Raw genomic sequence first — 26,005 nt, forward strand, 5'->3', positions numbered from 1 at the left:
ATTCGCTATTCAGTCGGCGAAATGATCGCGTTCGTGGCCGCCGACGCCTACTGTCACGAGGAATGTTCTGATGTCTTCACCGGGTACCGCCACCATCGCCGTCATCGGCCTGGGCTACGTCGGGCTGCCGCTGGCCGTGGAGTTCGGCAAGCGGTACGACACCATCGGCTTCGATATCAACGTCCGCCGCGTCGAAGAGCTCCGCGGCGGGAGCGACCACACGCTCGAGGTCGACGCCGAAGAACTGCGATCCGCCAACCGGCTGCGCTACACCACCGAGACGGCGGGTATCGCAGATGCCAATGTCTACATCGTCACCGTGCCCACACCGATCAACGAGCACAAGCACCCGGACCTCACGCCGCTGATCAAGGCTAGCCAGGCAATCGGCACCGTGCTCAAACACGGCGATACGGTGATCTACGAGTCCACAGTGTTTCCGGGCGCAACCGAAGAGATCTGCGTTCCCGAGCTCGAGCGCGCGTCGGGTTTGGTTTTCAATCAGGACTTCACGGTCGGTTACAGTCCCGAACGCATCAACCCGGGCGACAAGGAACGGCGCCTGACCACGATTCCCAAGATCACCTCGGGCTCCACACCCGAAACCGCCGAATTCGTCGATGGCCTGTATCGCAGCATCATCACTGCCGGCACACACAAGGCGCCGACCCTGAAGGTCGCCGAGGCCGCGAAGGTCATCGAGAACACCCAGCGCGACGCCAACATCGCACTGATCAACGAATTCGCGCTGATCTTCCACCGCCTGGGCATCGACACCAGCGACGTACTCACCGCCGCATCGACGAAGTGGAACTTCCTGCCGTTCAAACCCGGCCTCGTCGGCGGGCACTGCATCGGCGTCGACCCCTACTATCTCATCCAGAAGGCGCAGTCGGTCGGCTACCACCCCGACATTCTGCTCGCATGCCGTCGCATCAACGATGCGATGGGCCAGCATGTCGCCGCTGAAGTCGTGAAGCTGATGATCCGCAAGGGACACGCCATCCAGGGCAGCCGCGTGCTGGTACTGGGCTTCACCTTCAAGGAGAACTGCCCGGACCTGCGCAACACGCGCGTGGTGGACCTGGTCAGCGAACTGAGCGACTTCGGCGCACAGGTCGACATCCACGACCCCTGGGCGTCCCGCGACGAGGCGCAGGCGGAGTACGGCGTGGAGCTGCTGGCCGAGCCCCCCCAGCAGGGCCATTACGACGCCATCGTGCTCGCGGTCGCACACGACGAATTCAAGCCGGGCAATGCCGATGTCCGCCAGTGGGCGACCGATCGCACCGTGATCTACGACATCAAGGGCATCTTGCCAGCCGATCGCGTGGACGGACGGCTCTAACTAAGCCTGTATCGGCGGCACACGCAACACGTACTTTCAGGACACTCTCATGAAGAAGTTCGCACTGATTGGCGCTGCGGGCTACATCGCACCGCGCCACATGCAGGCCATCAAGGCCACCGGCAACGTACTGGTTGCCGCCTACGACCCGAACGACTCGGTCGGCATCATCGACAGTCACTTCCCGGAAGCCGACTTCTTCACCGAGTTCGAGCGTTTCGATCGCCACATCGACAAGCGCCGCCGCGCCAACGACGGCAAAGCCGTGGACTACGTTTCGATCTGCTCGCCCAACTATCTACACGATTCGCACATGCGCTTCGCGCTGCGCTCGGGTGCCGACGCGATCTGCGAGAAGCCGCTGGTCCTCAATCCCTGGAACATCGATGGCCTGCTGGACATCGAGCGCGACACCGGCCACAAGGTCAATACGATCCTGCAGTTGCGCGTGCATCCGGCGATCGTTGCGCTGCGCGAGCGCGTCCGCAGCGAGCAGCGCGACACTAAGCACGAAGTCGATTTGACTTACATCACCTCGCGCGGCCACTGGTATCTGCAGAGCTGGAAGGGTGACCTGAAAAAGTCGGGCGGCATCGCCACCAACATCGGCGTGCACTTCTTCGACATGCTGCACTACATCTTCGGCGACCTGCAGCAGAACGTCGTGCACCTGTCCGAGGACACCCGCGCTGCCGGCTACCTCGAGTACGCGCATGCCCGCGTCCGCTGGTTCCTGTCGGTGGATGTCGAGGACGTGCCGCAGGCCCAGCGCGATGCTGGCCAGCGCACCTATCGCTCCATCACCGTCGACGGCGATGAGATCGAGTTCTCCGGGGCTTCACCGACCTGCACATCCGTAGCTACGAGGAGATCCTCGCAGGTCGCGGCTTCGGCCTCGAGGAAAACCGGACGGCGATCACGACGGTCGCACAGATCCGCGACGCCGTCGTCGCGCCCGGCGCCGACGATGCACATCCGTTCATCCAGAGGGCGCGCGCATGACGTTTCAGCAGCACCCCAGCGCGATCGTCGATGACGGCGCGCAGATCGGCGAGGGCTCGCGCGTCTGGCACTTCGCGCACGTGTGCGCGGGGGCCCGCATCGGCAAAGGCGTGTCACTCGGCCAGAACGTGTTTGTCGGCAATCGCGTCGTAATCGGCGACCGTTGCAAGATCCAGAACAACGTGTCGGTCTACGACAACGTCACCCTTGAGGACGGCGTGTTCTGCGGCCCGAGCATGGTGTTCACCAACGTCTACAACCCGCGATCACTGATCGAGCGCAAGGACCAGTACCGCGACACGCTTGTGCGAACCGGAGCGACGCTCGGCGCCAACTGCACGATCGTCTGCGGCGTCACCATTGGTGCGTTCGCCTTCGTCGGCGCCGGCGCGGTGGTCAACAAGGACGTCCCCGACTACGCGCTCATGGTGGGCGTGCCCGCCCGCCAGATCGGCTGGATGAGCGAGTTCGGCGAACAGCTCGAGCTGCCGGTAGAGGGTGACGGCGAAGCGACCTGTTCGCACACCGGCGCGCGTTACCAGCTGCACGGCCGCCAGCTGACCCGCCAGGACGCATGACAATGGAATTCATCGATCTTCAGACGCAGCAGGCGCGCCTCAAGGACCGGATCGACACCGGCATCGCGCGCGTCCTTTCCCACGGCAAGTACATCCTGGGCCCCGAAGTGGCCGAGCTCGAGGAACGCCTTGCTGCATACACGGGCGCCAAGTACTGCATCAGCGTCGCAAACGGCACTGACGCGCTTCAGATCGCATTGATGGCGCTAGGCGTCGGGCCTGGCGACGAAGTCATCACGCCTGGCTTCACATACATCGCCACAGCGGAGGCGGCCGCAGTCCTCGGGGCGCGCCCCGTCTACGTCGATATCAATCCTTTGACCTGCAATCTCGACCCGGCATCGCTTGAGGCCGCGATCGGTCCGAAAACGAAAGCCATCATTCCGGTCTCGTTGTATGGCCAGTGCGCGGACTACGATGCCATCAATGCGATCGCCGACAGACACCGCGTACCCGTCATCGAGGATGCTGCGCAGAGCTTCGGCGCCACGTACAAGGGCCGAAAGAGCTGCAATCTGACGACGATCGCCACGACCAGCTTCTTTCCCAGCAAACCGCTGGGTTGTTACGGCGACGGCGGCGCGATCTTCACCAGCGACGAGACGCTGGCGACGGTCATGCGCCAGGTCGCTCGCCATGGCCAGACGCGTCGCTATTACCATGTTCGCGTTGGCGTCAACAGCCGGCTCGACACACTCCAGGCCGCTATTTTGCTGGCGAAGCTGGAGGTGCTTGACGACGAAATGGCAGCACGGCAGCAGGTGGCCCAGCGTTATGGTCAGCTGCTCGCCGACAGTCGCGTTCGGATTCCCCACGTGGAGTCGTACAACACCAGTGCCTGGGCGCAGTACACCGTCCGCGTGCACGATCGTGCCGCTGTGCAGACTAGGCTGCACGAAGCCGGTGTGCCCACCGCCATCCACTATCCGATGCCGCTGAACAAACAGCCGGCCGTAGAGAACACAGCGGCCAAGCTTCCCCATGGCGACCTGGCGGCAGAGGAAGTGCTCAGCCTGCCCATGCACCCCTATCTGGATGGCGCTTCGCAGCAACAAGTGGTCGCCCCACTCGTTGGCAACCCCTAAGAGCAGACGATTTGGCGTGCTGGACGTTATCAAACGGCGATTGAGGCAGATCAAGGTCGGCGGGGTTGGCCGCTCGATCGGCGTGCTCGTGGGCGGCACTGCGTTTGCGCAGGCATTGAGCGTTCTCGCACTTCCCGTCCTTACCCGCCTCTACACGCCCGAAGATTTCTCTGTACTGGCAGTCTATACCGCGCTCCTCGGCATCCTGACCGTCATCGCATCTCTTCGCCTCGAGATCGCGATCCCGCTGCCCGAGGCAGACAGCGACGCAGCCAATCTCTTGGCCATCGCCCTTTGCAGTTCGGCCGCTTTTGGCGCCCTGCTGGGCGTGGTCGTCGCCTTTTGGGGGCAGCCGATCTCGCTGCTCCTCGACGCGCCGCAGTTGGCACGTCATCTGTGGCTGCTGCCCCTTGGCGTCTGGATCGCTGGTTCGTACATGGCACTGCAGTACTGGACGTCCAGGCGAAAGAACTTCTCCGCAGTGGCGCGCACGCGGATGAGCCAAGCAGTCGGCGGCACGATCACCCAACTTGGGCTGGGTGCACTCAACATCTCGCCACTTGGCCTGCTCCTGGGACAGTTCATCAAGAGCGGTGCCGGCGTCGTGGGGTTGGGGCGTCGGCTTCTGATCTCGGATCGCACTGCCCTGAGGGCGGTCAATCGCCGCGACATGGTTCGCGTCCTGGGCGAGTACAAGAGGTTCCCGAAGTACTCGATGCTCGAGGCGTTCGCCAACACCGCAAGCATCCAGGTGCCAGTTCTAATCATTGCGGCGAGTAGCCCAGGACACGATGCCGGCTATCTGTTGCTCGCAATGCAAGTGCTCGCTATCCCGGCTGCCCTGATCGGGCAGGCCGTCGGCCAAGTGTTTCTGTCCCATGCAGCCGAGAAAAACCGCAGCGGCGATTTGGCGGCATTTGCAGCAAAGACGATAGGCAACCTGATTGCGATCGGCGCCGGCCCGATGCTTGCGGTGGCGATCCTCGCCCCAACGGCGTTCCCCTTGCTGTTCGGACAGGATTGGGCGCGGTCCGGCCATCTCGTCACCTGGATGGCGCCGTGGTTCTTCATGCAATTCATCACCTCGCCGGTGTCGATGGTGCTGCACATACGCAGCCAACAACGAATTGCCCTGCTATTGCAGCTGGGGGGGCTGGCACTTCGCGCCGGAATGGTGGCGGCGTCAGTCGCAATTGCGCCTCACCTGGCAGTGGAGACTTATGCGATTTCAGGCTTCATTTTCTATTTCGCGTACTTTTTAACAGTCACACGATTGCTGAATTCGGATCTAAGGACGCTGCTGTCGTCGATTCCTAGATTTTCCGCCCCACTTACGTTCACCGCAGCACTATCAGCGTTTGTAGCGCTTATCCTTATACATTTCGCACAGCGCATGCTCGCCAGCCCACTGTGATTGGGCTTTGGGCGCGGCTCCCAGAGAGGCTGATCTCGGCCGATCAACCATCGCTACGCATAACGGTAAGAAAGTAATTCAGTGAAATTATCAGAATTCGCAAGCTCGCGCACCCTGGCGAAACTCGGAATATTGCTTCTTTATCCGGGCTTTTACTTCTATCACTCTGGGGTCGCGCTTCTCGGAATGCCTCCACTTCTCGGGGGCTTCTACGGCCCCGTCGCATTGGCCCTCACCACTGCCATGCTGGGCTTGTTGGCATACGAGCAGGTCTCGGGAAAGGAAGCGCTCCTGAAGCAGGATGCATTCATCATCATTTTCGTTCTTTTTCTAATATGTCTGTCCGTAGTTAGCCGGCAAATAGGGCATCAGCACCAGTCAGTCGACGGAGTATTTTTGCAATCCATCTCCGTACCTCTTTTTTTGACTGCAAATTATTTAATTTTCAGACAAATCGACTTCGGAGGCAGAAATTTTACCGCCTTCCTGATAATTTCATTTTTCGGGATGCTTGCGATTGCGGCGCTCAACCAACAGGGTGGTTTCTTCTACGCCCGGCAGGCTTACACCTCCGGTGACGCGGAGCAAGTTGCCACCTATCAAGGGTTTGCCCGCTCTGCGCTGGTGACCTCCATCATCCTGATGGCATCGCTCAGCGTTAGATGGTTGCCTTGGACATACTGCCTGAGCTTAATTTTAACTTTCATGCTTGGCGCTCGCTCCGAGTTCGTGGCATTTGCTCTCGCCGGGATACTGATAATCTACCTTCGCGCCGGAACCATAAAATTCAGCCTGGTTCTCGCACCCTTGATTATTGCCAGCGTAACCCTTCTTGCAGACCTTGCATTTTCATCAAATATTAGCTCTCGCGTCACCAGGCTTGTTGATATCAGCACTGACACTTCATTTCAAGCGCGAGCAAATCTGACCAAGGACGCTCTCGTCACAATTGCCTCATCTCCCATCCTTGGAGATTTTGGATCGCACGCAAGGTCGGGGGGCATCGGCTCGTACGCCCATAATGCTCTATCCGCCTGGGTTAATTATGGTGTACTCGGCTTTGTAATGTTCTCTTACATGATACTCAAGCCGCTCGCACACTCGACCCGTGTCGTTTTCTCAAGAAAGAGCAGAAACGAAACCTATGTTCTACTCCTCGCATTCTCTATAATTCTGTTTGTCTTCTCCGTCTTCTCCAAACCTATTTTTTATGTTGGATACGGCATAGGATGGGGAATTTACGCTGCGGCGCGCAATCCAAGAAATTTCCCGATGAGGAGCGATCAGAAATGAAAGTCGCACACCTCACAACCGCCCACCCGCGTTACGACACCCGAATTTTCTATAAGGAATGCATGTCGTTGGCCGCAGCAGGTCACACGACCTTCCTCCTCGTGGCCGACGGCCTGGCCGACGAGCGAAAGGACGGCGTGGAGATCATGAGCGTCGCCAAAGCGCGCGGCAGGTTCGACAGAATCTCCGCTGCGACTCGACGCATGCGAGATGCGGCGCTCGCTTTGCGCGCAGATGTCTATCACCTGCACGACCCCGAGCTTCTGACGATTGCGCGGCAGCTCAAGCGAGCCGGCGCCAAGGTCATCTTCGACTCACACGAGGATGTCCCGCAGCAGATTCTCAGCAAGCACTACCTGCATCCAATCGCCCGTAAGGTAATCTCACGTCTTGCGTCAGCCTACGAGACCTGGGTGTGCCGCAGGCTGGACGCTGTTGTTGCCGCGACACCGTACATTCGTGACAAGTTTCTCAAGATCAACCCTCGCACGGTGGACATCAACAACTATCCATTGCTTACCGAGTCGACCACAGCGGACGCGCCCAGCGTCGAGCGCGAGCCTGTGGTGTGCTACGTCGGCGCGATTACGAGAACGCGCGGCCTCGCTGAGGTGGTGCAGGCACTTTCATTCAGTAAGAGCCGTGTTCGGCTGCTGCTTGGAGGCAAGTTCAACGAACAGGCGCTCGCGTCCGAAATCCGTCTGCTCGACGGGTGGGCCAAAGTCGAAGAGTTGGGATGGCTCGACAGACAGAGCGTGAATCACACCATGCGTCGTTCGATGGCAGGTCTGGTGACTTTGCACCCGACCACGGCCTACCTTGAATCGCTTCCGGTCAAGATGTTCGAGTATATGAATGCAGGTCTGCCGGTTATTGCCTCGGACTTCGCGCTCTGGCGCGGGATTCTTGAGGACACACAGAGTGGGCTCTGTGTCGATCCGCTGGACCCCAAGGCCATTGCGGCCGCGATCGATTGGATCGTGGAGAATCCCGAGCAGGCGCGTCTTATGGGGGAAAATGGACGCCAGGCTGTGGCGACACAGTTCAACTGGCCCGCTGAGGAACGCAAGCTCATCGCGCTCTACCAGAGCCTGGCCTGAGTGCAGGAACGTCGCGCATGCTCAGAATCTGCCTGCTGGTTATCGTGCTTCTTGCCTCCGGTTCCGCCGTAGCGGACACCGGTCATGACATGTATGCCTGCGACGGGCCAGTCGAGTCAGACGCTTGGCGCGACTGGGATGATTGGGGGCGCCGCTACGCGCGAGAAGGGCTGGTCGAAAAGCGTCTGCTTGAGCAGAAGGACAGCTTCGCGCTCTACGATCTAGAAATCACGTTCCACAATCTGCTTTCAATGGCGGCTCGCTGTAAACGAAGAGATCGGCTCATCGCATTCGCGGAGGATTGGGGACGCGTCTACCTTGCACTGGACACCGTCACGCCGGTTCACGATTCCACCCCGCCGCCTTCTGAACCTCGTGGCCTGCCGGCCGCCTCGGGGAGCAAGGCGTGGCTATGCCGAAGCGGCGGACGATGCAGGGCCGTCAGCAAAGGTCAGGACGTGGAGAGCAAGCTGGCAAGCGCTCAGGGACTGGGCCTGTTCGCCCATCTAGCGGCGACGCTTGCACCGATGTCGCCGTCAACAAATGCCGACGCCGACGCCTTCATCGCTGATACCGCCGAAGTTGGCCTCTACACGCTGGATCGCTGGGCGACCGAGCAGGAACGCGAGCGTTGGCGAGAGGCCAGAACTATCGAGGCAGCCGCCTTGCGCGACAAGGGTACGCGCTGGTTCTTTACGGACATCGATCTCTGGCAGATCGGCATCCACGCAGATCTAGCAAGCGCCCTGGCCAACCGTCCAGCGCTGCTGCAGCAGGCACGCGTCCGTCATGGCGAGTATCTCGGCGCGAAGGCGCGACTGGAAGAGCTACTCGCCTTTTTCAATTCGAGAATTCTGCGTGCCGAAGCCACGCTGCCCGATGGTACGAAAGTGGCGACTGCCGATATCGACCACGGCTACTGGCGCTTCTATCGGGACAACCGATACGCAGGCTACGCGGGTGCCGCGCCGCCTGCCACTTGCCAGAAGAATGGCCACATTCTCGAGCCTCGCCTCAACGTACGGCCCGAGAATATCGATCCTGTCGAGGGTCTGGGATGGGATCTCAGTCATGCGAGACGACTGGTGCATGTAATCGAGTCTCTGGACCGCAATCGGGAGGCGATGAGGACGGTGTACGGACTGGATGAGGGAGCCCTTCCGCAACCAGACTTGGCCAGGCGCTTTGCTGGCCAACTTCTCGCGCGCACTTGGAATGGCGATGCATCGCAGCCGCTGTTCACTAACTGGCTCAGTGGCGCTAACGGTTGGTATCGCGTTGCCTACAACGACGGACAGCGCTGCGCCGAAGGCTATCCCCCATACGGCCTCACCTTCGCCTTCCCCACGGGCGGCTACATCGTCTGGGCGCGCTACTACCCCCTCTATCAGACGCTCGGCGCGACCTTGTACGAAGCCGCATTGGCGCAGAAGGGCCCCAAGGCAAGCTTTATCGAGACCCACTACCCCGCCTTGTCGAACATGAGAGGCGTGCCACGAACCACACGCGAGCGGACCGCCCGCATGATGTTCCTACCCTCGCTGGTCGCGGCATCGGCGCACGATGACCACTAGGGCTCTGTTAGGCGGCCTTCAGACCAGTCAATAGATGTACGAGTTGGCGCCCCCCCTGCCGATCGATCTGAGAACTCCCGGACTTCGACCAATGCGAATCACCTATCTCCATCAATACTTCAAGACGCCTTCTATGAGCGGCGGCACGCGCTCGTTCGAGATGGCGCGCCGTCTGGTTGCATGGGGACATCAGGTCACGGTCGTTACCTCCGATACGAGCGGCGGCGCCTCGCAGGCATGGCGTGTCAGCAACGAAAATGGAATCGACGTACATTGGCTACCTGTGCCTTACTCGAACCACATGGGGACCGGGGCGCGGATCCGCGCCTTCTTCCGTTTTGCCTACCATGCAGCCACGCGTGCGGCCTCCCTTCCGGCCGACGTCGTACTGGCGACGAGTACACCTCTCACAATCGCGCTTCCTGGCGCGTACGCAAGCATGCGACAGCGCGCACCGATGGTGTTCGAAGTCAGAGATCTGTGGCCTGACATTCCCGTGGAACTGGGTGCGCTACGTAATCCCGTAGCGATCGCGGCGGCTCGTTGGCTGGAGCGGTTTGCCTATCGGCGGTCACGCCATGTCGTGGCACTGTCGAGTGACATGAAGGATGGCGTCGTCAAGACCGGCTACTCCGCAGATCGAGTCACGGTCATCCCGAACAGTTCGGATATCGAGCTGTTCGGTCCAGAGCACACAGATTCGGCGCGATTCCTAGCAGACAAGCCAGAACTCCTGGGCCGGCGGCTCGTTCTGTATCCCGGCACCATCGGCTTCGTCAACGGAGTCGAGTATCTCGTTGATGTCGCGGCTCATTCGCTTGCCTTGGATCCGGGCATCGCATTCGTGGTCGTCGGCGATGGAAAGCAGCAAGCGTCCGTACAGGCCTACGCCCAAGAGCGTGGCGTCCTGGGCGTGAACTTTTTTCTGTATCCACCGGTGGCCAAGGACGAGGTGCCGCATGCGTTTGCGGCTGCGGACGTCATTTGCTCGCTGGCTATCGACTTCCCTTCGTTGCGGGCAAACTCAGCCAACAAGTTCTTCGACGCATTGGCTGCTCGCAAGCCGATCGCCATCAATTACCTCGGCTGGCAGGCTGACCTCATTGAGCAGGAAGGCGTGGGCCTGTCCTTGCCACCGACTGCCCCCGAGCGCGCCGCACTCGTACTGGTAGAAGCGCTCGGCGACCCTGACTGGCTCGCGCGTGCTGGCGCCGCTGCGGGCGTGCTCGCGGAGACGCGGTTCTCTCGAGATCTGCTCGCCCGGCAACTCGAGCAGGCACTCAGCGGAGCCGTGCCCTGATGTCTGCATCCCACCTTTCAGAAAGGCAACCCGACGTGAGCGACCCCTCGTTCTTTCCCTCCGCGATATCGTTGATTCGGGATATCTACGGCCCCGACTTCATCCCCCTCCACCGCCCCGCCTTCGAAGGCAACGAGCGCCAGTACCTGGTCGACTGCATCGACTCGAACTTCGTGTCGTCGGTCGGCGCCAAGGTGACCGAGTTCGAAGAGCGTATTGCCGCCTTCACCGGTTCTAAGTACGCCATTGCGACCGTCAACGGGACAGCCGCGCTGCACGTGGCGTTGCAGCTCTCGGGCGTGGGCCGGGACGACGAGGTGATCACGCAGGCACTCACCTTCATCGCGACGTGCAACGCACTCAGCTATGCCGGCGCGCACCCGGTGTTTGTCGACGTCGATCTCGACACCATGGGCCTCAGCCCTACCGCGCTGCGCCGGTGGCTGGAAGCCAACGCGGAGGTGCGCGATGGCCGGGCCTGGAATCGGGCAACGGGGCGACGCATCGCGGCCTGTGTGCCGATGCACACCTTCGGTCAGCCGTTGCGCATCCGCGAGATCGTCGAAATCTGCGACGCCTACGGCATCGCCGTGGTCGAAGATGCGGCCGAGTCGCTGGGCAGCTACATCGACGGACAGCATACGGGCACGTTCGGGCGGTTCGCGACCTTGAGCTTCAACGGCAACAAGGTCATCACCACCGGCGGCGGCGGCATGATCGTCACCGACGATGAGGCACTGGCAAAGCGGGCCAAGCACCTTACTACCACCGCCAAGGTGCCCCACCCTTACGAGTTTGTGCACGACGAGATTGGCTACAACTACCGGCTTCCCAATCTGAATGCCGCACTGGGCTGCGCGCAAATGGAGCGGCTCGGGGAGATGCTGGCGGTCAAAGCAGACGTGGCTGCGCGCTATGCCGAGTTCTTCGCCGGTACGGGCATTCGCTTCGTCCAGCCGCTTGCAGATTGCACCAGCAACTGGTGGCTCAATGCGATCGTGTTGACGTCCGAGGCCGAGCGCGATGCTTTTCTTGAGTACACCAATGCGCAAGGCGTGATGACTCGGCCGATCTGGCGGTTGATGTCGCGCTTGGCGATGTTCAGCGGATGCCAGCACGATGGACTCGAGAACTCCCATTGGCTGGAAGCACGCGTCGTCAACCTGCCCTCCAGCGTTCCCGACGGCGCCCTGCGCCCGCGCTGACGCATTCCTTTCCAGCAACACCAGCAGAGCACTTCCCCCATGGACGTACTGAACCTCATCGGCCGCGATCGGCCGCTCTTCGATGCCGATATCCAACGCCATGATGCCGAACTGCGCGAGATCGTGGCCGCCAGCCGATTTCTCGTCATCGGCGGCGCGGGCTCCATCGGCCAGGCTGTGACGCGCGAGATCTTCAAGCGTGGCCCCCGTGTGTTGCACGTGGTGGATATCAGCGAAAACAACATGGTCGAGCTTGTGCGCGATGTCCGCAGCACGCTTGGCTACATCGATGGCGATTTCCGCACGTTCGCACTGGACTGCGGCAGCCGCGAGTACGCGGCGCTGATGAACGCCGGCAATGGCTACGACTACGTGCTCAATCTGTCGGCGCTAAAGCATGTGCGCAGCGAGAAGGACCCGTTCACGCTGATGCGATTGATCGAGGTGAACGTCCTCAACACTATCGATACGATCGCGCAGGCGCGCGCGGGCGGTGCCCGCAAGTACTTCTGCGTCTCCACCGACAAGGCGGCCAACCCCGTCAACATGATGGGCGCGAGCAAGCGGATCATGGAGATGTTCCTGATGCGCGCCAGCCTGGAGCTGCCCATCTCGACGGCCCGGTTCGCGAATGTCGCGTTTTCCGATGGGTCGCTGCTTCATGGCTTCAATCAGCGCTTCGCCAAGCGCCAGCCGATCTCTGCGCCCAACGACGTGCGGCGTTACTTCGTCACGCCCCAGGAGTCGGGCGAGCTGTGCCTGAGTTCATGCCTGCTCGGTGACAATCGCGATATCTTCTTCCCCAAGCTCAGCGAGCAGCTGGATCTGACGCGTTTTTCCGACATTGCCGTCCGCTACCTGCAGTCGCTCGGGTTCGAGCCCTACGCGTGCAGCAGCGAAGACGAGGCTCGGGACCGCGCGGCCGAGCTGATCGCCAGCAAGCGTTGGCCGGTGTATTTCTTCGCCAGCGACACGACGGGAGAGAAAGACTTCGAGGAGTTCTATATGGGCACAGAGACGCTGGATATGGACCGCTTCGAGAACATCGGCGTGATCCGGAACGAGCCGGTGTTCGATGAGGCCAGGCTGACGCACTTCCTCGACACGCTCGACCGCATCCGGCGACAGCCCACGTGGGACAAGCCCGAGATCGTCGACCTGTTCAACCACATGATTCCCGAGTTCGCCCACAAGGAAACCGGAAAGTACCTCGACGGCAGGATGTGATCATGCAACGACTTCTCGATATCCTGCTGTCCGGGCTCGCGCTCGTGGTGCTTTCGCCGCTTCTAGTGCCGATTGCGATCGCGTTGCGCCTGACTGGCGAAGGCGAGGTGTTCTACGTCCAGCAGCGGATCGGGCGCCACGGCGCGACGTTCGGGCTGTTCAAGTTCGCCACGATGCTCAAGGACAGTCCGAATCTCGGCACCGGTACGGTGACCGTCAAGCACGATCCGCGCGTCCTTCCGCTGGGTCGCGTGCTGCGCAAGACCAAGATCAACGAGTTGCCGCAGTTGTTGAACATCTTTCGTGGCGACATGAGCATCGTGGGGCCGCGGCCGCAGACGCGCCGCTGCTTCGATGCCTTCCCTGCACGCTCGCAGGCGGAGATCATCAAGGTCAGGCCGGGATTGTCTGGTATCGGATCCATCGTCTTCCGTGACGAGGAGGAACTGATGCATGCCAGCGCCGAGCCGGAGCGCTTCTACGACGACGTGATCATGCCCTACAAGGGCGCACTGGAAGAGTGGTATGTCGCCCACCAGAGCGTCGGGACTTATCTTTGGTGCATCGTGCTCACCGCGTGGGTGATCCTGGTGCCTGACTCGCGCGCCGTCTGGCGGGTATTCCCCGACCTGCCGCCCGCGCCCGAGGCATTGACCCGCGCCGCCGAGGCCGCACCGGCCGCCTCGCGCTGATGTCGTCGCGCAACGCCATGTACAGGCAGGTAGCCGAACTGCATGTTCGCTGCCTGGACCGGAGCTTCCTGGCGACGCTCGGTGTGGGATTCCTCACCCTTATGTACCGCGCGCTCGACGAGTCCGACAGCACCTTGCTGTTGGTCCATCGGGAAGGCGATGCGGTTGTCGGGTTCGTCACTGGCGGCGCGAGCATGGGGCCGGTGTACAAGCGGATGCTGCGCAGCCCATTGCGCCTGGGTCTGAATCTGGCCCCGGCGATGCTGCAACCGTCCAAACTGCGCCGGATTCTCGAGATCCTGCGTTATACCCGGGGCGCGGCCGCCCAACCCGATCTCGAATTGCCGACAGCCGAGTTGCTGAGTCTCGCGGTCGCTCCGGAATGGCGCGGTCGCTCGATCGCGGAGTCCCTGTATCGGGCCTTGGAGCGCGAGTTCCGCGCACGGGGCGTCACGGCGTTCCGGATCGTGGCGGGCACGTCGCTGGCCCCCGCCCACCGTTTCTACAGACGCATGGGGGCGGAGCCCGTCGCGGAGATCGAGGTCCACGACGGCGAGTACTCGGTCGTCTACGTGCAGCGGCTCTGATTCGGCCCCCGCATGGACCTGTCCCGCGCATTGCTGCTTGCGTTGATCTGCGGCGTCTGCCTGACGCTGGCCTGGCGGACGCGTCTCGTGCCCAGGCTGGCGACCTTGGCGGGTGCGATGCTGGCCTCGGGCCTGCTGTTCTTGCCCGGCCCACGCCTAGTGGCGATCTTCGGTGCCCACAATGTCGCGCAATGGAACCGCTGGGCGCGTCTCACACCGTGGAGCCTCTCGGACTGGGCCCATTTCGCGATCTTCGTCCTACTTGGCGCACTCCTTTGGATCTGTCGCGCCGACCTGCGTGGCTGGCGCGCCTGTGCCGTCATTGCAGTGCTTGCGACGGCTGCCGAGCTGGCCCAGGAACTCGCGCCCGGCCGCTCGCCGGAGATCCGCGATGTTGTGCTCAACTTGCTTGGTGGCGCACTCGGACTGCAACTCGGCCGGGCGGGCGGATGGCTCTGTGCGCTCGTCCGAGGGCCGAAGGCCCTCGAGGCGCCCGAAAAGTGACGTTTTTCGTCCACTAACGCCCAAACAAAACGGCAGTTGACCGATGGCGTCAGAGAGTTGATGAAGATTGGTGAGAATTTGGCGTAAGGCCTATAATGTTGGCCTGCATTCAGTAAGGCCGCGCGCCGATGTGGTTCATTGACGTTATCGGCGACCTGGCCTGGGATGCTGCTCTTGCGGCGCTCGGTGTCACTTGGTTTGCCCAGTGGCTTCTGCAGCCGGTGGCGACGCGCCTCAATCTCCTCGACCATCCCAAGGGCCGAAAGGACCATGCGTCCCCGACGCCGGTAACCGGCGGCATTGCCATGGGGCTGGGCGTCGTGTTGGCTGCCCTCGTGTTCTCTCCCGAGGTAGGCGACGGGTTCCTGGGCTTCCTCGGCGCGGCCGCGATCATCCTGTTCGTCGGGTTGCTGGACGATCTCTATGACCTGCGCTGGACTTGGCGCGTCATGGCGCAGATCGTCGCCGCTCTGGTGATGATCTACGGTGGCGACGTGCGCGTCGAGCAGCTTGGCCCCGTACTCGGGTTGGAGTCGGTGGCACTGGGCTGGCTGTCGGTGCCGTTCACGATCTTCGCAACCGTCGGCCTCATCAACGCCATCAACATGGTCGACGGCGTCGACGGTCTGGCGGGCACCGTCGTGTGGTGTGCACTGCTGATGCTTGCCGCCGCTGCGCTCTATGCCGGCAATCACATCATCGCCGACCGATTGATGATCCTGATGGGTGCCGTCGCAGCGTTCTTGGCCTTCAACCTGCGGCTGCCGTGGCGTCAACGCGCGGTGCTGTTCATGGGTAATGCCGGCAGTGCGTTCCTCGGCCTGGTGGTCGCCTGGTTCTCGTTCCGGTTGACCCAGAATCCCGGCCACCCGGTGAGCCCGGTGCTCGCCCTGTGGTTCGTGCCGATCCCGGTCATGGACACGCTCGTGGTCATGCTGCGCCGAATCCGCAACAAGCGCTCGCCCTTCTATGCCGACCGCAATCACATCCATCACCTGATGCGCGACGCCCATTACGGGCACCTGCGTGTGGTCGTCGCGCTCGGCGCATTCAGCCTGATCTGCGGCTTCCTGGCCAGCCTGGCGATGCGCGCGGATGTGCCCGAGCCGCTGTTGCTGATCGCCTTCTTCGTAATGTGCTTTGTGTGGTACGCGATCACCACAAAGCGCGAGCGCGCGATTCGGTTCTTCCGCTGGTTCGGCCCCCGGCTCGCGTGAGCCCCGATCGAGCTTCGACAGGACGGCTTTCCATTGCCGTCCGTCTTTCATCCAAACGCCGAACGTCCCGCCATGCCGGATCTTGCGGCATGGCGGGAACTTCTCCGGACCGTCTTGCTTACTCGACGGTGACCGACTTGGCGAGATTGCGCGGCTTGTCGACGTCGGTGCCGCGCGCCAGTGCGGTGTGGTAGGCCAGCAGCTGCACCGGGATCGTGTGCACGATCGGGCTCAGCACGCCGACATGGCGCGGGGTGCGGATCACGTGCACGCCCTCGGACGGGCCGAAGTTGCTGTCGGCATCGGTGAAGACGAACAGCTCGCCACCGCGCGCGCGCACCTCTTGCATGTTGGACTTGACCTTCTCCAGCAAGCCGTCCTTGGGCGCGATCACAACGACCGGCATGTCGGCATCGACCAACGCCAGCGGGCCGTGCTTGAGCTCGCCCGCCGGATAGGCCTCGGCGTGGATGTAGGAGATCTCCTTGAGCTTGAGCGCGCCTTCGAGTGCGATCGGGTAATGCACGCCGCGGCCCAGGAACAGCGCATGCTGCTTGGGTGCAAAGCGCTCGGCCCACGAGGCGATCTGCGGCTCGAGGTTGAGCGCGTGCTGCACGCTGCCCGGCAGATGGCGCAGGGCCTCGACGTAGTCGGCCTCCTGCGCGGCATCGACGCGGCCGTTCAATTTCCCGAGCGTGGCGGCCAGCGCGAACAGGCCGACGAGCTGGGTCGTGAACGCCTTGGTCGAGGCGACACCGATCTCGGCGCCGGCGCGGGTATAGAACACCAGGCTGCTGGCGCGCGGGATCGCACTCTCGGGCACGTTGCAGATCGACAGCGTGTGCCGGTGGCCGAGCGACTTGGCGTACTTGAGCGCCTCCATCGTGTCGAGCGTTTCGCCCGACTGGGAGATGGTCACGATCAGGTGCTTGGGGTTGGCCACCGCCTCGCGATAGCGATACTCGCTGGCGATCTCGACCGAGCACGGCAGCCCGGCGATCGACTCGATCCAGTAGCGTGCGACCGAGCCGGCATAGAAGCTGGTGCCGCAGGCGAGGATCTGCACGCCCTCGATCTCGCCCAGCACCTGGCCGTCGGCATCGCCGAACAGCGCCGGCGCGAAGGCGGCTGCATCGATGATCGCCTCGAGCGTGTCGCCCAGCGCGCGCGGCTGTTCGTGGATCTCCTTCTGCATGAAGTGCCGGTACGGCCCGAGCTCCAGCGACGCCAGCGAGACGTCGGACAGGTGTTCGGGGCGCGTCACCTCGGCCCCGGTGCCGTCGAAGATCCGCACCGCGTTGCGAGTGAGCTCGGCGGTGTCGCCTTCCTCGAGGAAGATCACCCGGCGGGTGGCCTGGAGGATCGCCGAGACATCGGAGGCGACGAACTGTTCGCCCTCGCCCAGACCGACCAGCAACGGGCAGCCCATCCGCGCCGCGACCAGGCGACCGGGGTCGCACCGGTCGATCACCGCCAGCGCGTAGGCGCCATCGAGCTCATTGACCGTGGCCTGCAGCGCGGCCAGCAGATCCAGCCCCTGGGTCTGGTGATGGTGGATCAGGTGGGCGATGACCTCGGTGTCGGTCTGCGATTCGAAGACGTAGCCCAGTGCGGTCAGGCGCTCGCGCTGCGTCTCGTGGTTCTCGATGATGCCGTTGTGCACCAGCGCCAGCGTGTCGTGGCTGATGTGCGGATGCGCGTTGTGCTCGGTCACGCCGCCGTGGGTCGCCCAGCGCGTGTGGCCGATCCCTAAGGACGCGTGCAGCCCCTCGACCTGCGCGGCGGCGGCCATCTCGGCGACGCGGCCGGTCCGGCGCACGCGCCGCACCCTGTCGCCGTCGAGCACGGCGATGCCGGCCGAATCGTAGCCGCGGTACTCGAGCCGCTTGAGGCCTTCGACCAGGACCGGGACCACATCGCGATCCGCGATCGCACCGACGATTCCGCACATGGAAAGCATCCAACAGGGCGCGTCATTATAGCTTCGATCGGAAGTTGCTCGCTGCAACTCATGTTTGCGCAGCCACCGGGCTGCCCCGCTCGACGGACGGGCGACGAAATGAACATTGGTAAACATGGGTCTGGCTATGACAGGCTGTTCACCGGCATCTGCCCGGCCAAAGCTGGCTACGATGATGACTGTATGGATGTCGACACTCAGCGAATCGCTACGCTGGCGATCGACATCGTTAGATCAGTCAAGCCAGGTGAGCAAGCTGCCGCGAAGCTTGGCGCTAACCTGGCCGACTGCATCGCCAAAATGCAGCAGCGCAGCCATCATGTACGCACGAAATACGTTGCAACCGGCCTGTTTGGGCTACAATCCCCGGCCGCCCTCCTCCGCTTCGAGGTGGTTGGCCGAACAACGCGCCTGTAGCTCAGCCGGATAGAGTAGTGGCTTCCGAAGCCATTGGTCGGGGGTTCGAATCCCTCCAGGCGCGCCATCTTCGGACCGACGGATTCCAGCGTCGATGCGCGGAGGAGCCGGGCCCACGACGCCGCCGCGCTGGCGCGCGCTGGCAGAACGGCGGGACATGGGCCCCGCCGCGCAGATTACTTCTTGTTTCCCTTCTTATCCGGCGCCTGCGATAGCGCGGAGCCAGCCGCTGTCTTCGCGTCCTTGCTGCTGCTTTTGTTCTTCAGCGTCTTGGAGGCGGCAGTCGCAGCCTTGGGGCTGGTCTTCTCGTTCTTCGCCATGTTGGTGATTTCCGGAATGCCGGCGGCTACCGGCCGTTGGATCCTGCGCCCCATCCTGCTGCTGCGCCAGACCTACCGTGGCTGACGACACGCGCACCGTCGGCGCTGTCTGGATTCGCCGCGCCCCTGCCAAGCGCCGTCATGCCGGGCACGTCTCACCACCCGACGTGCTCACGAAGCAGATGGGGCGCGTAGAGTAGACACGCGCACGGGGGCGCCTTCGGGGAATCGACGATGGACTTGAAGCACAAGCTGCTGCTGGGGTTCATGGCGGCCTTCGGGTTCGTCCTGCTCGTGCACGAGCTTCAGCCCAAGCCGGTGTCGAGCACCCGCACCCCGCAGATGTTCGAGGTGCTGTCGTCGAACTTCGAATCGCGTTTGTACGTGGACCTGCGCAACCTCGATACCGGCCGTGTCCACCGTCTTGTCTATGCCGGCAAGCGCTGCTACGGGTCGTCGGTCCGCGTGGGCAGCCGCTGGGCGCTTCCTGCGATCACCGAGCAGTACAAGGACGGGTCGCTGCGGTACGGGGTCGATGCGCGTTCGCTGTGCCGCCGCTGAGGGGGCGGGCAGACGAGCGGCGCCCCCTGTCACCGGTATGCACTTGGGCAATAACAATCGGGCGGCTTGGCGTAGCCCCTTCGTCACCGGCTCGAGGCAGCGCGCGAAACGCCTCGCGCGCAGCCGCCGCTAATGCGACCTTCGGTTCTCGTCGCGCGCGTTGCGGTCTATGACAATCGACGGCGTCATTTGGCCGCCGGCGTTGCCGCCGGGGCCTCGCGCGGCGGGAGCGTCGGGGTCCAGGGCTTCTTGAGTTCGGCCAGGGCGGCGGCAATCGGTGCGTCGCCCGGCAGGGCTTCGCCACCGGTGCTGCCGTCCTCTTCGTCGCCGCGCAGGTGGCCAGGCAGCGCGGCCTCGGTGTAGGCGCTGGCGGCGCGTGGGGCGTCGGCGTCGGTGCCGGCGTTCTCGGGGCGCAGCACGACATCCGGGTCAATGCCGCGGGCCTGGATCGAGCGGCCGCTGGGGGTGAAATAGCGCGCGGTGGTGAGCTTGACCGAGTCGCCGTTGTCGAGCGGCAGCACGGTCTGCACGGAACCCTTGCCGAAGGTGCGGCTGCCGACGACACGCGCGCGGCCGTTGTCGCGCAGCGCGCCGGCCAGCACTTCCGAGGCGCTGGCCGAGCCGACGTCGACGAGCACGACGACCGGGGCGCCGTTGAGGATGTCGCCGGGGGTGGCGCTGAACTGTGCGTCGCTGATCGGGATGCGGCCGCGGGTGCTGACGATGTCGCCGCTTTCGAGCAGGTCGTCGGCAATTTGCACCGCCGAGGTCAGCAGGCCGCCCGGGTTGCTGCGCAGGTCGATGACCAGGCCGCGCAGGCGACCGCCGCTCTGGCTGGCGAGTTCGCCGACAGTGCGGCTGAAGGCGGCTGCCGTATCGACCTGGAACTGGCTCACGCGCACGTAGCCATAGCCCGGCTCGAGCATCCGGCCGCGGACACTGACCACGCGAATGGTCTCGCGTTGGACGCGGATCTCCAGCGGCGTGCGCTCCCCATCGCGCAGCACGCCGAGCACCACAGCGGTGCCCGATGCGCCGCGCAGCGGACCATGCCCCTCGTTGTCGGCCGGCGTGAGCGCCCGGCCATCGACGCTGACGATGACGTCGCCGGCGCGGATGCCGGCCTTCTCGGCCGGCGTGCCGTCGATCGGGGCGATCACGCGCATGCTGCCGTCGGGCAGGTACATCACTTCCACGCCGATGCCTTCGTAGGCGCCCGTCGTGCCTTCGTCGAAGGCTTCCGCCGCGTCCTTTTCCATGTAGACGCTGTGCGGGTCGAGGTCGAGCAGCAGGCCGCGGATGGCCGATGCCATCAGCTTGCGGTCCTCGACCGGTTCGACATAGGCCTGGCGCACGGCGTTGAAGACGCCGACGTAGCGGCGGATTTCTTCGAGCGGCACGCGGTTGGAGGCGTGTTCGATCGCGTCCGGGTCGTCGCTGGCGGCGACCTCGCGGGCCGCCTGGGCGTCGTCAGGGGCGTCGTCGTCCGAGGCCGGCGTCGCGTCCTGGGCCTCGTCCTGTGGCGCGGGCTGCTCGGCGGGCGTGTCCTGGGCCGGGGCCGCATCTGCGGGGGACGGCGCGGTCTCCTGCGCGAACGCCGCGGGCGACAGCAGCAACGACAGGGCCAGCGTCAGGGAACGAACGCGCATGCAGGACTCCGGGCAACGAAAACAGGCTGCGCGCAGGCCGCGCGCGGCCAATGATTATGCGGCGCGGTCGCGTGAATGGGGTGCCTGCCCGGCCGGCGATTCAGGTCCATGCGGCTTCGTGCCGACGGGGCCTAGCGGGCCGGGTGCTCGGCAAACGGGCGATGGGTGCCGTCGTTGGCGACCAATTCGACGGTGTAGGCCTGGCTGCGGCCATCGGGCATCTCCATGCCGGGCGAGCCCATCGGCATGCCCGGCGCCGCGATCCCACGCGCGTCGGGGCGCTCGGCCAACAGGCGGCGGACGTCGGCCGCAGGCACGTGGCCTTCGACGAAGTAGCCGTCGATCTCGGCAGTGTGGCAGGACGCCATCGCGTCGGGCACGCCCAGGCGCGTCTTGACCGCGGCGAGGTCCTCGACATCGATGGTCTCGACCACGAAGCCATCGCGCTGCATGTGCTCGACCCACTTGCCGCAGCAGCCGCAGGTCGCGGTCTTGTGCACGCGCATGCGCGGCAGGACCTGGGTGTCGGCGGCCTGCGCGACCGGCGTCGCGCCTGCCTCCACAGCCGGCGCGGCGGCGGTGTCGGCCGCTGCGGGTGTCGCGGCGCCAGTGCAGGCGGCGACGGGCAGCAGCAACAGCGTCAGGGCGAGAGGATGGATGCGCATGTGGACTCCAGGAAATCGATCGCAGGACAGCCCGATTATGCGCGAGCGCCCCCACCCCGGCCCTCCCCGCGTTGCGGGGGAGGGAGCTGAGTGGTGCGCCTGCGCGCGTGGTGCAGACGGGCCACCTCCCCGCGATGCGGGGGAGGGAGACGGGTCAGCGGCCCTTGCGGGCGTTGTCGTTGGCCTTGCCGACGGCGCTCTGTACCTTGCCTGCGGTCTTCTGCGCCTTGCCCGCCATTTCCTTGGCGGTGTTGCCGGTGACCTTGCCGGCCACTTCCTTCGCGGTGCCCTTGACTTGGTTCTTCATGCCTTCGCTGCGGTTCTTGTCCACGACAACCTCCTCGCGCCTGCACGATTGCAGGCTGCGTGGGGATATGCGCCTGTCGCCGCCACGCGGAGGTGAAGAAACACAGCCTCGTTACAGAATCGGCATGCCGCCGGTCACTGCATAGCGCCCGCCGGTCATGTAGCTGGCTTCGTCGGACGCCAGCAGCACGTAGATCGGGGCGCACTCGGCTGGTTGCCCGGGTCGCTTGAGCGGGGCCTGGCTGCCGAACTCGGCCACGGCATCGGGCGGCAGTGTCGATGGGATCAGCGGCGTCCAGATCGGGCCGGGTGCGACGGAGTTGACGCGGATGCCCTTGTCGGCGAGCAGTTGCGCCAGGCCGGCGGTGAAGTTGGCGATCGCACCCTTGGTCGTCGCATACGGCAGCAACGTCGGGTTGGGCTTGTCGGAGTTGATCGAGCTGGTGTTGATGATCGACGCGCCGGGCTTCATGTGCGGCACTGCGGCCTTGCACAGGTGGAACATCGCGCTGACGTTGACCTGGAAGGTGTAGTCCCACTTGTCGTCGGGGATCTCGTCGAGCGATTCGTAGGTCATCTGATAGGCGGCATTGTTGACCAGTACGTCGATGCGGCCGAAGGCCTCGACTGCTTTGCGTACGATCGCGCGGCAATGTGCGGGATCGGCGATGTCGCCGGGGACCAGTTCGCAGCGGCGGCCTGCGGCTTCGACCAGGCGCTGAGTCTCCTGTGCATCTTCGTCTTCGCTCAGGTAGCTCACCAGCACGTCCGCCCCTTCGCGTGCGTAGGCCAGCGCGACCGCACGGCCGATGCCGCTGTCGCCGCCGGTGATGATCGCGATCTTGTCCTGCAGCCGCCCACTGCCGCGATAGCTGTTCTCGCCGTGGTCTGCAGGCGGATCGAGTTTGCGCTCGACGCCGGGCACGGACTGCTGCTGTGCGGGCTGGTTCATCGTCTGGTCTCCATGTCGGGGGAAGGCGCCACGCTAGGCGCGTGCACGTGGCGCGCCGGTGATTGCAACGGCATCTGGGCGCATGGGCTTGCAGGGATTGCAGGCCGAATCGCGACATCGCGCTTACGACTTCTCGACACGATCCTAAGATTTGCATTGGTCTAATCCGCGCCCGTTCCCGGATGTGATGGGGACGCGAAGGGCGAGGTGGCGTGGCTGCCGGCACTGTCCGGCGGCGCGGCATTGCGCCTGCGGTCAGGCGGACATGCGCACCTCGACGATCCACGATCACAGAGGGCTCCGCAGCACGATGACGTTTGCCGTCCATTCCCACCCCCGCCGCCTGGCCCTGGCCACTCTGGCCACCGCCATCCTTGCCACGCCTGTCTTCGCCCAGACCGCAGCGCCCGATGCCAAGCCGCCGACCGACGAGGTGGAGAACCTCGACGCGGTCCAGGTGCGCGGCGTGCGCGCCAGTGTCGCCGGCGCACTCGACGCCAAGCGCGGTGCGGCGCAGATCACCGATTCGATCGTCGCCGAAGACATCGGCAAGCTGCCTGACAACAGTGTCGCGGCGGCGATGCAGCGCATCACCGGCGTGCAGGTCCAGCGCGGCGGCGCGGAGGTGGGCACGGTGCTGGTGCGCGGGCTGCCGAATGTGGTCACCACGCTCAATGGCCGCAACATCTTCACCACCACCGGGCGCGGCGTTGCGCTGGCCGACATTCCGGCCGACCAGTTGCAACAGGTCGATGTCTACAAGACCAGCGGTGCCGAGCAGATCGAAGGGGGCATCGCCGGCGCGGTCGACATCCGGCTGCGCCGCCCGTTCGACCTCGACGAGGACAGCACACTCGCCGGCAGCGTCTCCACGCTGTATGCCGACCAAGCGCGCGAGACCGCGACCAACGGCAGCCTGACCGGCAGCCGCCAGTGGGAGACCGGGGCCGGCCGCGTGGGCGTGCTCGGTGCGGTGTCGTACCAGGAGACGCCGTATCTGGAGTCCAACACCTTCCACGGCACCTACGACCGCGTCGACGACCCGCGGGATCCGTCGCGGCAGTTGCTGGTGCCGTTCAACGCCGGCAACCTGCAGGCGCAGGGCTTCCGTCGGCGCAAGGCCGCGAACGTGGCGTTCCAGTGGGCGCCCAATGACAACACCGAGCTCTGGGCCGACGGTTTCTACGTCGGCTATCGCAACACGCCGCGGGTCAACTACTGGATGCCGTTCCCCGGGTCGCTGACGCCGGAGAACACCGACTCGCTGGCCACCCAGCCCGGCAACGACATCCTGCAGCGCGTGGAACTGCGCGATAGCGACGTGCTGTCGAGCACGCAGGCGCACCAGAACAGTTCCGATACCTGGCAAGCGGCGATCGGCGGTAGCTGGAAGGGCGAGCGGCTGAAGTTGTCGAGCGAGCTGGCCTACACCTACAGCGAATCGGACAACCGCTCGATGGTGCTCGACATCATGACCACCGTGCCGCGGCTGACCATCGACAGCAGTCGCGGCGTGCCGTTCACCTCGGCCACGCACGCCGACGGGACCGCCTACGACGTCACCGATCCCGACGCCTGGCGGCTGAGCCAGTACTACGACAGCTGGAGCCGGCAGGAGGGCGACGAGTGGGCGTGGCGCGCCGATGCCAACTTCGCCTTCGACGGTGGCATCGTCAGTTCGCTCGACGCGGGCGTACGCCTGGCACGGCGCAACGCCTCCAACATCGGCGGCGATCCGGGCGCGCGCGACAACCTCATTGGCGCGCCGATCCGGATGTCCGACATCCCCGGTCTCGCGCAAGTCACGCCCGGCAACATCCTCGACGGCGACCGCGATGTCGGCGTCGATCGCTGGCTGGGTGCCAACCGCGACTTCCTGCTTGGCCACACCGCACTGATCCGCCAAGCCATGGGCCACGGCCCCGACCGGCCGCCTGCGAACCCGGCGGTGCAGTTCGACAACCGCGAGGACAACCACGCCGCCTACCTGCAGGCCAACTACGGGTTCGCGATCGGCGCAATCCCGGTCGACGGCAGGATCGGCGTGCGCCATGTGCGGCTGGAGAGCCAGCTCAACGGCACCTCGTTGGTCGACGGCGTCGAGACACCGGTACAGACCACACGCGCACGCAACGAATGGCTGCCGAGCTTCAGCGCGAACCTGTCGCTGCGCGAGGATCTGATGCTGCGTCTGTCGCACAGTCAGTCGATCACCCTGCCCCACTTCGCCGACCTCAACCCGCAGTTGGCGCTGTTCGAGTCCACCGACACGCTGCCTGCGCGCGGCAGCGGCGGCAACCCGGACTTGGCGCCGGTGGAATCGAAGAACCTCGACGCCTCTTTGGAGTGGTATTTCCAAGACAACGCGCTGCTGTCGTTGGCTGCGTTCCACCGCGATGTCGACGGTTATGTGCAGATCTACGCCGAGGACGAGACGATCGACGGCACGACCTACCAGATCACCCGCCCGCGCAATACCGGCAGCGGCACGCTGCGCGGCGTGGAGATCGGCTACACGCAGTTCTACGACTTCCTGCCCGGCGCCTGGTCCGGCCTGGGCACACAGTTGAACGCGACGTGGATCGATGCGGAGGCCGAGTCGCCCGACGGCGTGATGCAGCCGCTGGCGAACGTGTCCAAGCGGGCCTGGAATGCAGTGCTGATGTACGAGTACGACGCGTTCTCCGCGCGGCTGGCCTACAACTGGCGCGACGATTACGCGGCGAGCTTCAGCGCCTCGGGCGATCAGCCCAACGAGGTCTTCCACGGCCCGGAAGAATGGCTGGATCTCGCGCTCAACTATGCGATGGACGAGAACGTCACGGTGTTCCTGGAGGCGACCAACCTGCTGGGCAGCAAAACCCAGAACTACTTCGGCAGTCCCGAATTCCTGCGCGACCGCGCCTCGCCCGAACGCAGCTACATGCTCGGCATCCGCTTCCGGCTGTGATGCGTCCGCCGCGCCGTCCCGCTATCCGCGGGATGGCGCGGTGCAGCGTTCGCATGCCGAACATCGGTATCACGCGGCGCCCCAAGCGGGATCGCCGGC

Annotated in this window: 20 protein-coding genes, 1 tRNA gene and 1 pseudogene; 17 read left to right on the forward strand and 5 right to left on the reverse strand. The window is 64.2% G+C overall.

Features of this window, described 5'->3' with window-relative positions:
- The first annotated feature begins 70 nt into the window (after window positions 1–70).
- From BEN78_04975 to BEN78_05040, 14 genes and pseudogenes are all read left to right on the forward strand, one after another.
- The gene (locus tag BEN78_04975) at window positions 71–1,348 is read left to right on the forward strand and encodes a Vi polysaccharide biosynthesis protein VipA/TviB (GenBank protein ASR42831.1); all 1,278 of its coding nucleotides are present in this window, start codon (window positions 71–73) and stop codon (window positions 1,346–1,348) included.
- A 49-nt stretch (window positions 1,349–1,397) separates the two neighbouring features.
- Window positions 1,398–2,350 (forward strand): annotated as a pseudogene (locus tag BEN78_04980) (oxidoreductase).
- On the forward strand, window positions 2,347–2,928 hold the full coding sequence (locus BEN78_04985; GenBank protein ASR42832.1) for a serine acetyltransferase: 582 nt from the start codon (window positions 2,347–2,349) through the stop codon (window positions 2,926–2,928). Before BEN78_04980 ends, BEN78_04985 begins: the two are co-directional and overlap by 4 nt.
- A 2-nt stretch (window positions 2,929–2,930) precedes the next feature.
- Complete coding sequence (locus BEN78_04990; protein ID ASR42833.1) at window positions 2,931–4,013, forward strand: aminotransferase DegT; 1,083 nt, start codon at window positions 2,931–2,933, stop codon at window positions 4,011–4,013.
- A 49-nt stretch (window positions 4,014–4,062) separates the two neighbouring features.
- The gene (locus tag BEN78_04995; protein ASR44926.1) at window positions 4,063–5,427 is read left to right on the forward strand and encodes a hypothetical protein; all 1,365 of its coding nucleotides are present in this window, start codon (window positions 4,063–4,065) and stop codon (window positions 5,425–5,427) included.
- A 1,289-nt stretch (window positions 5,428–6,716) separates the two neighbouring features.
- Entirely contained in the window at window positions 6,717–7,820 is a 1,104-nt protein-coding gene (locus tag BEN78_05000) for a glycosyl transferase (GenBank protein ID ASR42834.1), read from the forward strand.
- Between the two features lie 527 nt (window positions 7,821–8,347).
- Window positions 8,348–9,394, forward strand: a complete 1,047-nt coding sequence (locus BEN78_05005; protein ID ASR42835.1) for a hypothetical protein — start codon at window positions 8,348–8,350, stop codon at window positions 9,392–9,394.
- 91 nt (window positions 9,395–9,485) lie between these two features.
- Window positions 9,486–10,694, forward strand: coding sequence for a glycosyltransferase WbuB (locus BEN78_05010; GenBank protein ID ASR42836.1), 1,209 nt, complete (start codon window positions 9,486–9,488; stop codon window positions 10,692–10,694).
- Window positions 10,694–11,899, forward strand: coding sequence for an aminotransferase DegT (locus BEN78_05015; protein ASR42837.1), 1,206 nt, complete (start codon window positions 10,694–10,696; stop codon window positions 11,897–11,899). The genes BEN78_05010 and BEN78_05015 overlap by 1 nt, the downstream gene beginning before the upstream one ends.
- Before the next feature lie 39 nt (window positions 11,900–11,938).
- On the forward strand, window positions 11,939–13,126 hold the full coding sequence (locus tag BEN78_05020; protein ASR42838.1) for a UDP-N-acetylglucosamine 4,6-dehydratase: 1,188 nt from the start codon (window positions 11,939–11,941) through the stop codon (window positions 13,124–13,126).
- A 2-nt stretch (window positions 13,127–13,128) separates the two neighbouring features.
- Window positions 13,129–13,818, forward strand: coding sequence for a sugar transferase (locus tag BEN78_05025; protein ID ASR42839.1), 690 nt, complete (start codon window positions 13,129–13,131; stop codon window positions 13,816–13,818).
- Window positions 13,818–14,405 (forward strand): hypothetical protein, encoded by a 588-nt coding sequence (locus tag BEN78_05030; protein ASR42840.1) that lies wholly within the window; start codon window positions 13,818–13,820, stop codon window positions 14,403–14,405. Before BEN78_05025 ends, BEN78_05030 begins: the two co-directional genes overlap by 1 nt.
- Window positions 14,406–14,417: 12 nt before the next feature.
- Entirely contained in the window at window positions 14,418–14,909 is a 492-nt protein-coding gene (locus BEN78_05035; protein ASR42841.1) for a hypothetical protein, read from the forward strand.
- A 128-nt stretch (window positions 14,910–15,037) separates the two neighbouring features.
- On the forward strand, window positions 15,038–16,126 hold the full coding sequence (locus BEN78_05040) for a hypothetical protein (protein ASR42842.1): 1,089 nt from the start codon (window positions 15,038–15,040) through the stop codon (window positions 16,124–16,126).
- Window positions 16,127–16,244: 118 nt separating this feature from the next.
- Here the strand turns inward: BEN78_05040 and BEN78_05045 are convergent, their stop codons facing one another.
- Entirely contained in the window at window positions 16,245–18,077 is a 1,833-nt protein-coding gene (locus BEN78_05045) for a glutamine--fructose-6-phosphate aminotransferase (GenBank protein ASR42843.1), read from the reverse strand.
- Between the two features lie 416 nt (window positions 18,078–18,493).
- Between BEN78_05045 and BEN78_05050 the strand changes: the two genes are divergently transcribed.
- Together BEN78_05050 and BEN78_05055 are read left to right on the forward strand one after the other, a co-directional pair.
- Window positions 18,494–18,570: transfer RNA gene (locus BEN78_05050), tRNA-Arg, on the forward strand.
- A 487-nt stretch (window positions 18,571–19,057) separates the two neighbouring features.
- The gene (locus BEN78_05055) at window positions 19,058–19,384 is read left to right on the forward strand and encodes a hypothetical protein (protein ID ASR42844.1); all 327 of its coding nucleotides are present in this window, start codon (window positions 19,058–19,060) and stop codon (window positions 19,382–19,384) included.
- Between the two features lie 185 nt (window positions 19,385–19,569).
- Here the strand turns inward: BEN78_05055 and BEN78_05060 are convergent, their stop codons facing one another.
- The 4 genes from BEN78_05060 to BEN78_05075 all read right to left on the reverse strand — a co-directional run bounded on the left by BEN78_05060 (window position 19,570) and on the right by BEN78_05075 (window position 22,956).
- A complete protein-coding gene (locus BEN78_05060) occupies window positions 19,570–21,033 on the reverse strand; it encodes a peptidase S41 (protein ASR42845.1) in 1,464 nt (487 codons plus the stop codon).
- A 131-nt stretch (window positions 21,034–21,164) separates the two neighbouring features.
- On the reverse strand, window positions 21,165–21,539 hold the full coding sequence (locus BEN78_05065; protein ID ASR44927.1) for a copper amine oxidase: 375 nt from the start codon (window positions 21,537–21,539) through the stop codon (window positions 21,165–21,167).
- Between the two features lie 313 nt (window positions 21,540–21,852).
- Window positions 21,853–22,029 carry a CsbD family protein gene (locus tag BEN78_05070; GenBank protein ASR42846.1) on the reverse strand — a complete coding sequence of 59 codons (177 nt, stop codon included), beginning with the start codon at window positions 22,027–22,029 and terminating at the stop codon, window positions 21,853–21,855.
- Between the two features lie 87 nt (window positions 22,030–22,116).
- Window positions 22,117–22,956, reverse strand: coding sequence for an NAD(P)-dependent oxidoreductase (locus BEN78_05075; GenBank protein ID ASR42847.1), 840 nt, complete (start codon window positions 22,954–22,956; stop codon window positions 22,117–22,119).
- A 310-nt stretch (window positions 22,957–23,266) separates the two neighbouring features.
- On the opposite strand from BEN78_05075, the gene BEN78_05080 reads away from it, so the two are divergent.
- Window positions 23,267–25,906 (forward strand): TonB-dependent receptor, encoded by a 2,640-nt coding sequence (locus BEN78_05080; GenBank protein ID ASR44928.1) that lies wholly within the window; start codon window positions 23,267–23,269, stop codon window positions 25,904–25,906.
- Window positions 25,907–26,005: the final 99 nt, after the last annotated feature.

Source organism: Xanthomonas citri pv. mangiferaeindicae, from assembly GCA_002240395.1.
Classification (GTDB): domain Bacteria; phylum Pseudomonadota; class Gammaproteobacteria; order Xanthomonadales; family Xanthomonadaceae; genus Luteimonas; species Luteimonas citri_A.

Bases quoted from the DNA above. Each gene is read 5' to 3' on its own strand.
- BEN78_05075 (ASR42847.1), bottom strand. From the start codon at position 22,956: ATGAACCAGCCCGCACAGCAGCAGTCCGTGCCCGGCGTCGAGCGCAAA.
- BEN78_05080 (ASR44928.1), top strand. From the start codon at position 23,267: ATGACGTTTGCCGTCCATTCCCACCCCCGCCGCCTGGCCCTGGCCACT.
- BEN78_05025 (ASR42839.1), top strand. From the start codon at position 13,129: ATGCAACGACTTCTCGATATCCTGCTGTCCGGGCTCGCGCTCGTGGTG.
- BEN78_05005 (ASR42835.1), top strand. From the start codon at position 8,348: ATGTCGCCGTCAACAAATGCCGACGCCGACGCCTTCATCGCTGATACC.
- BEN78_04990 (ASR42833.1), top strand. From the start codon at position 2,931: ATGGAATTCATCGATCTTCAGACGCAGCAGGCGCGCCTCAAGGACCGG.
- BEN78_05060 (ASR42845.1), bottom strand. From the start codon at position 21,033: ATGCGCGTTCGTTCCCTGACGCTGGCCCTGTCGTTGCTGCTGTCGCCC.
- BEN78_04975 (ASR42831.1), top strand. From the start codon at position 71: ATGTCTTCACCGGGTACCGCCACCATCGCCGTCATCGGCCTGGGCTAC.
- BEN78_05045 (ASR42843.1), bottom strand. From the start codon at position 18,077: ATGTGCGGAATCGTCGGTGCGATCGCGGATCGCGATGTGGTCCCGGTC.
- BEN78_05015 (ASR42837.1), top strand. From the start codon at position 10,694: ATGTCTGCATCCCACCTTTCAGAAAGGCAACCCGACGTGAGCGACCCC.
- BEN78_05055 (ASR42844.1), top strand. From the start codon at position 19,058: ATGGACTTGAAGCACAAGCTGCTGCTGGGGTTCATGGCGGCCTTCGGG.
- BEN78_05000 (ASR42834.1), top strand. From the start codon at position 6,717: ATGAAAGTCGCACACCTCACAACCGCCCACCCGCGTTACGACACCCGA.
- BEN78_04985 (ASR42832.1), top strand. From the start codon at position 2,347: ATGACGTTTCAGCAGCACCCCAGCGCGATCGTCGATGACGGCGCGCAG.
- BEN78_05010 (ASR42836.1), top strand. From the start codon at position 9,486: ATGCGAATCACCTATCTCCATCAATACTTCAAGACGCCTTCTATGAGC.
- BEN78_05065 (ASR44927.1), bottom strand. From the start codon at position 21,539: ATGCGCGTGCACAAGACCGCGACCTGCGGCTGCTGCGGCAAGTGGGTC.
- BEN78_05020 (ASR42838.1), top strand. From the start codon at position 11,939: ATGGACGTACTGAACCTCATCGGCCGCGATCGGCCGCTCTTCGATGCC.
- BEN78_05030 (ASR42840.1), top strand. From the start codon at position 13,818: ATGTCGTCGCGCAACGCCATGTACAGGCAGGTAGCCGAACTGCATGTT.
- BEN78_05035 (ASR42841.1), top strand. From the start codon at position 14,418: ATGGACCTGTCCCGCGCATTGCTGCTTGCGTTGATCTGCGGCGTCTGC.
- BEN78_05040 (ASR42842.1), top strand. From the start codon at position 15,038: ATGTGGTTCATTGACGTTATCGGCGACCTGGCCTGGGATGCTGCTCTT.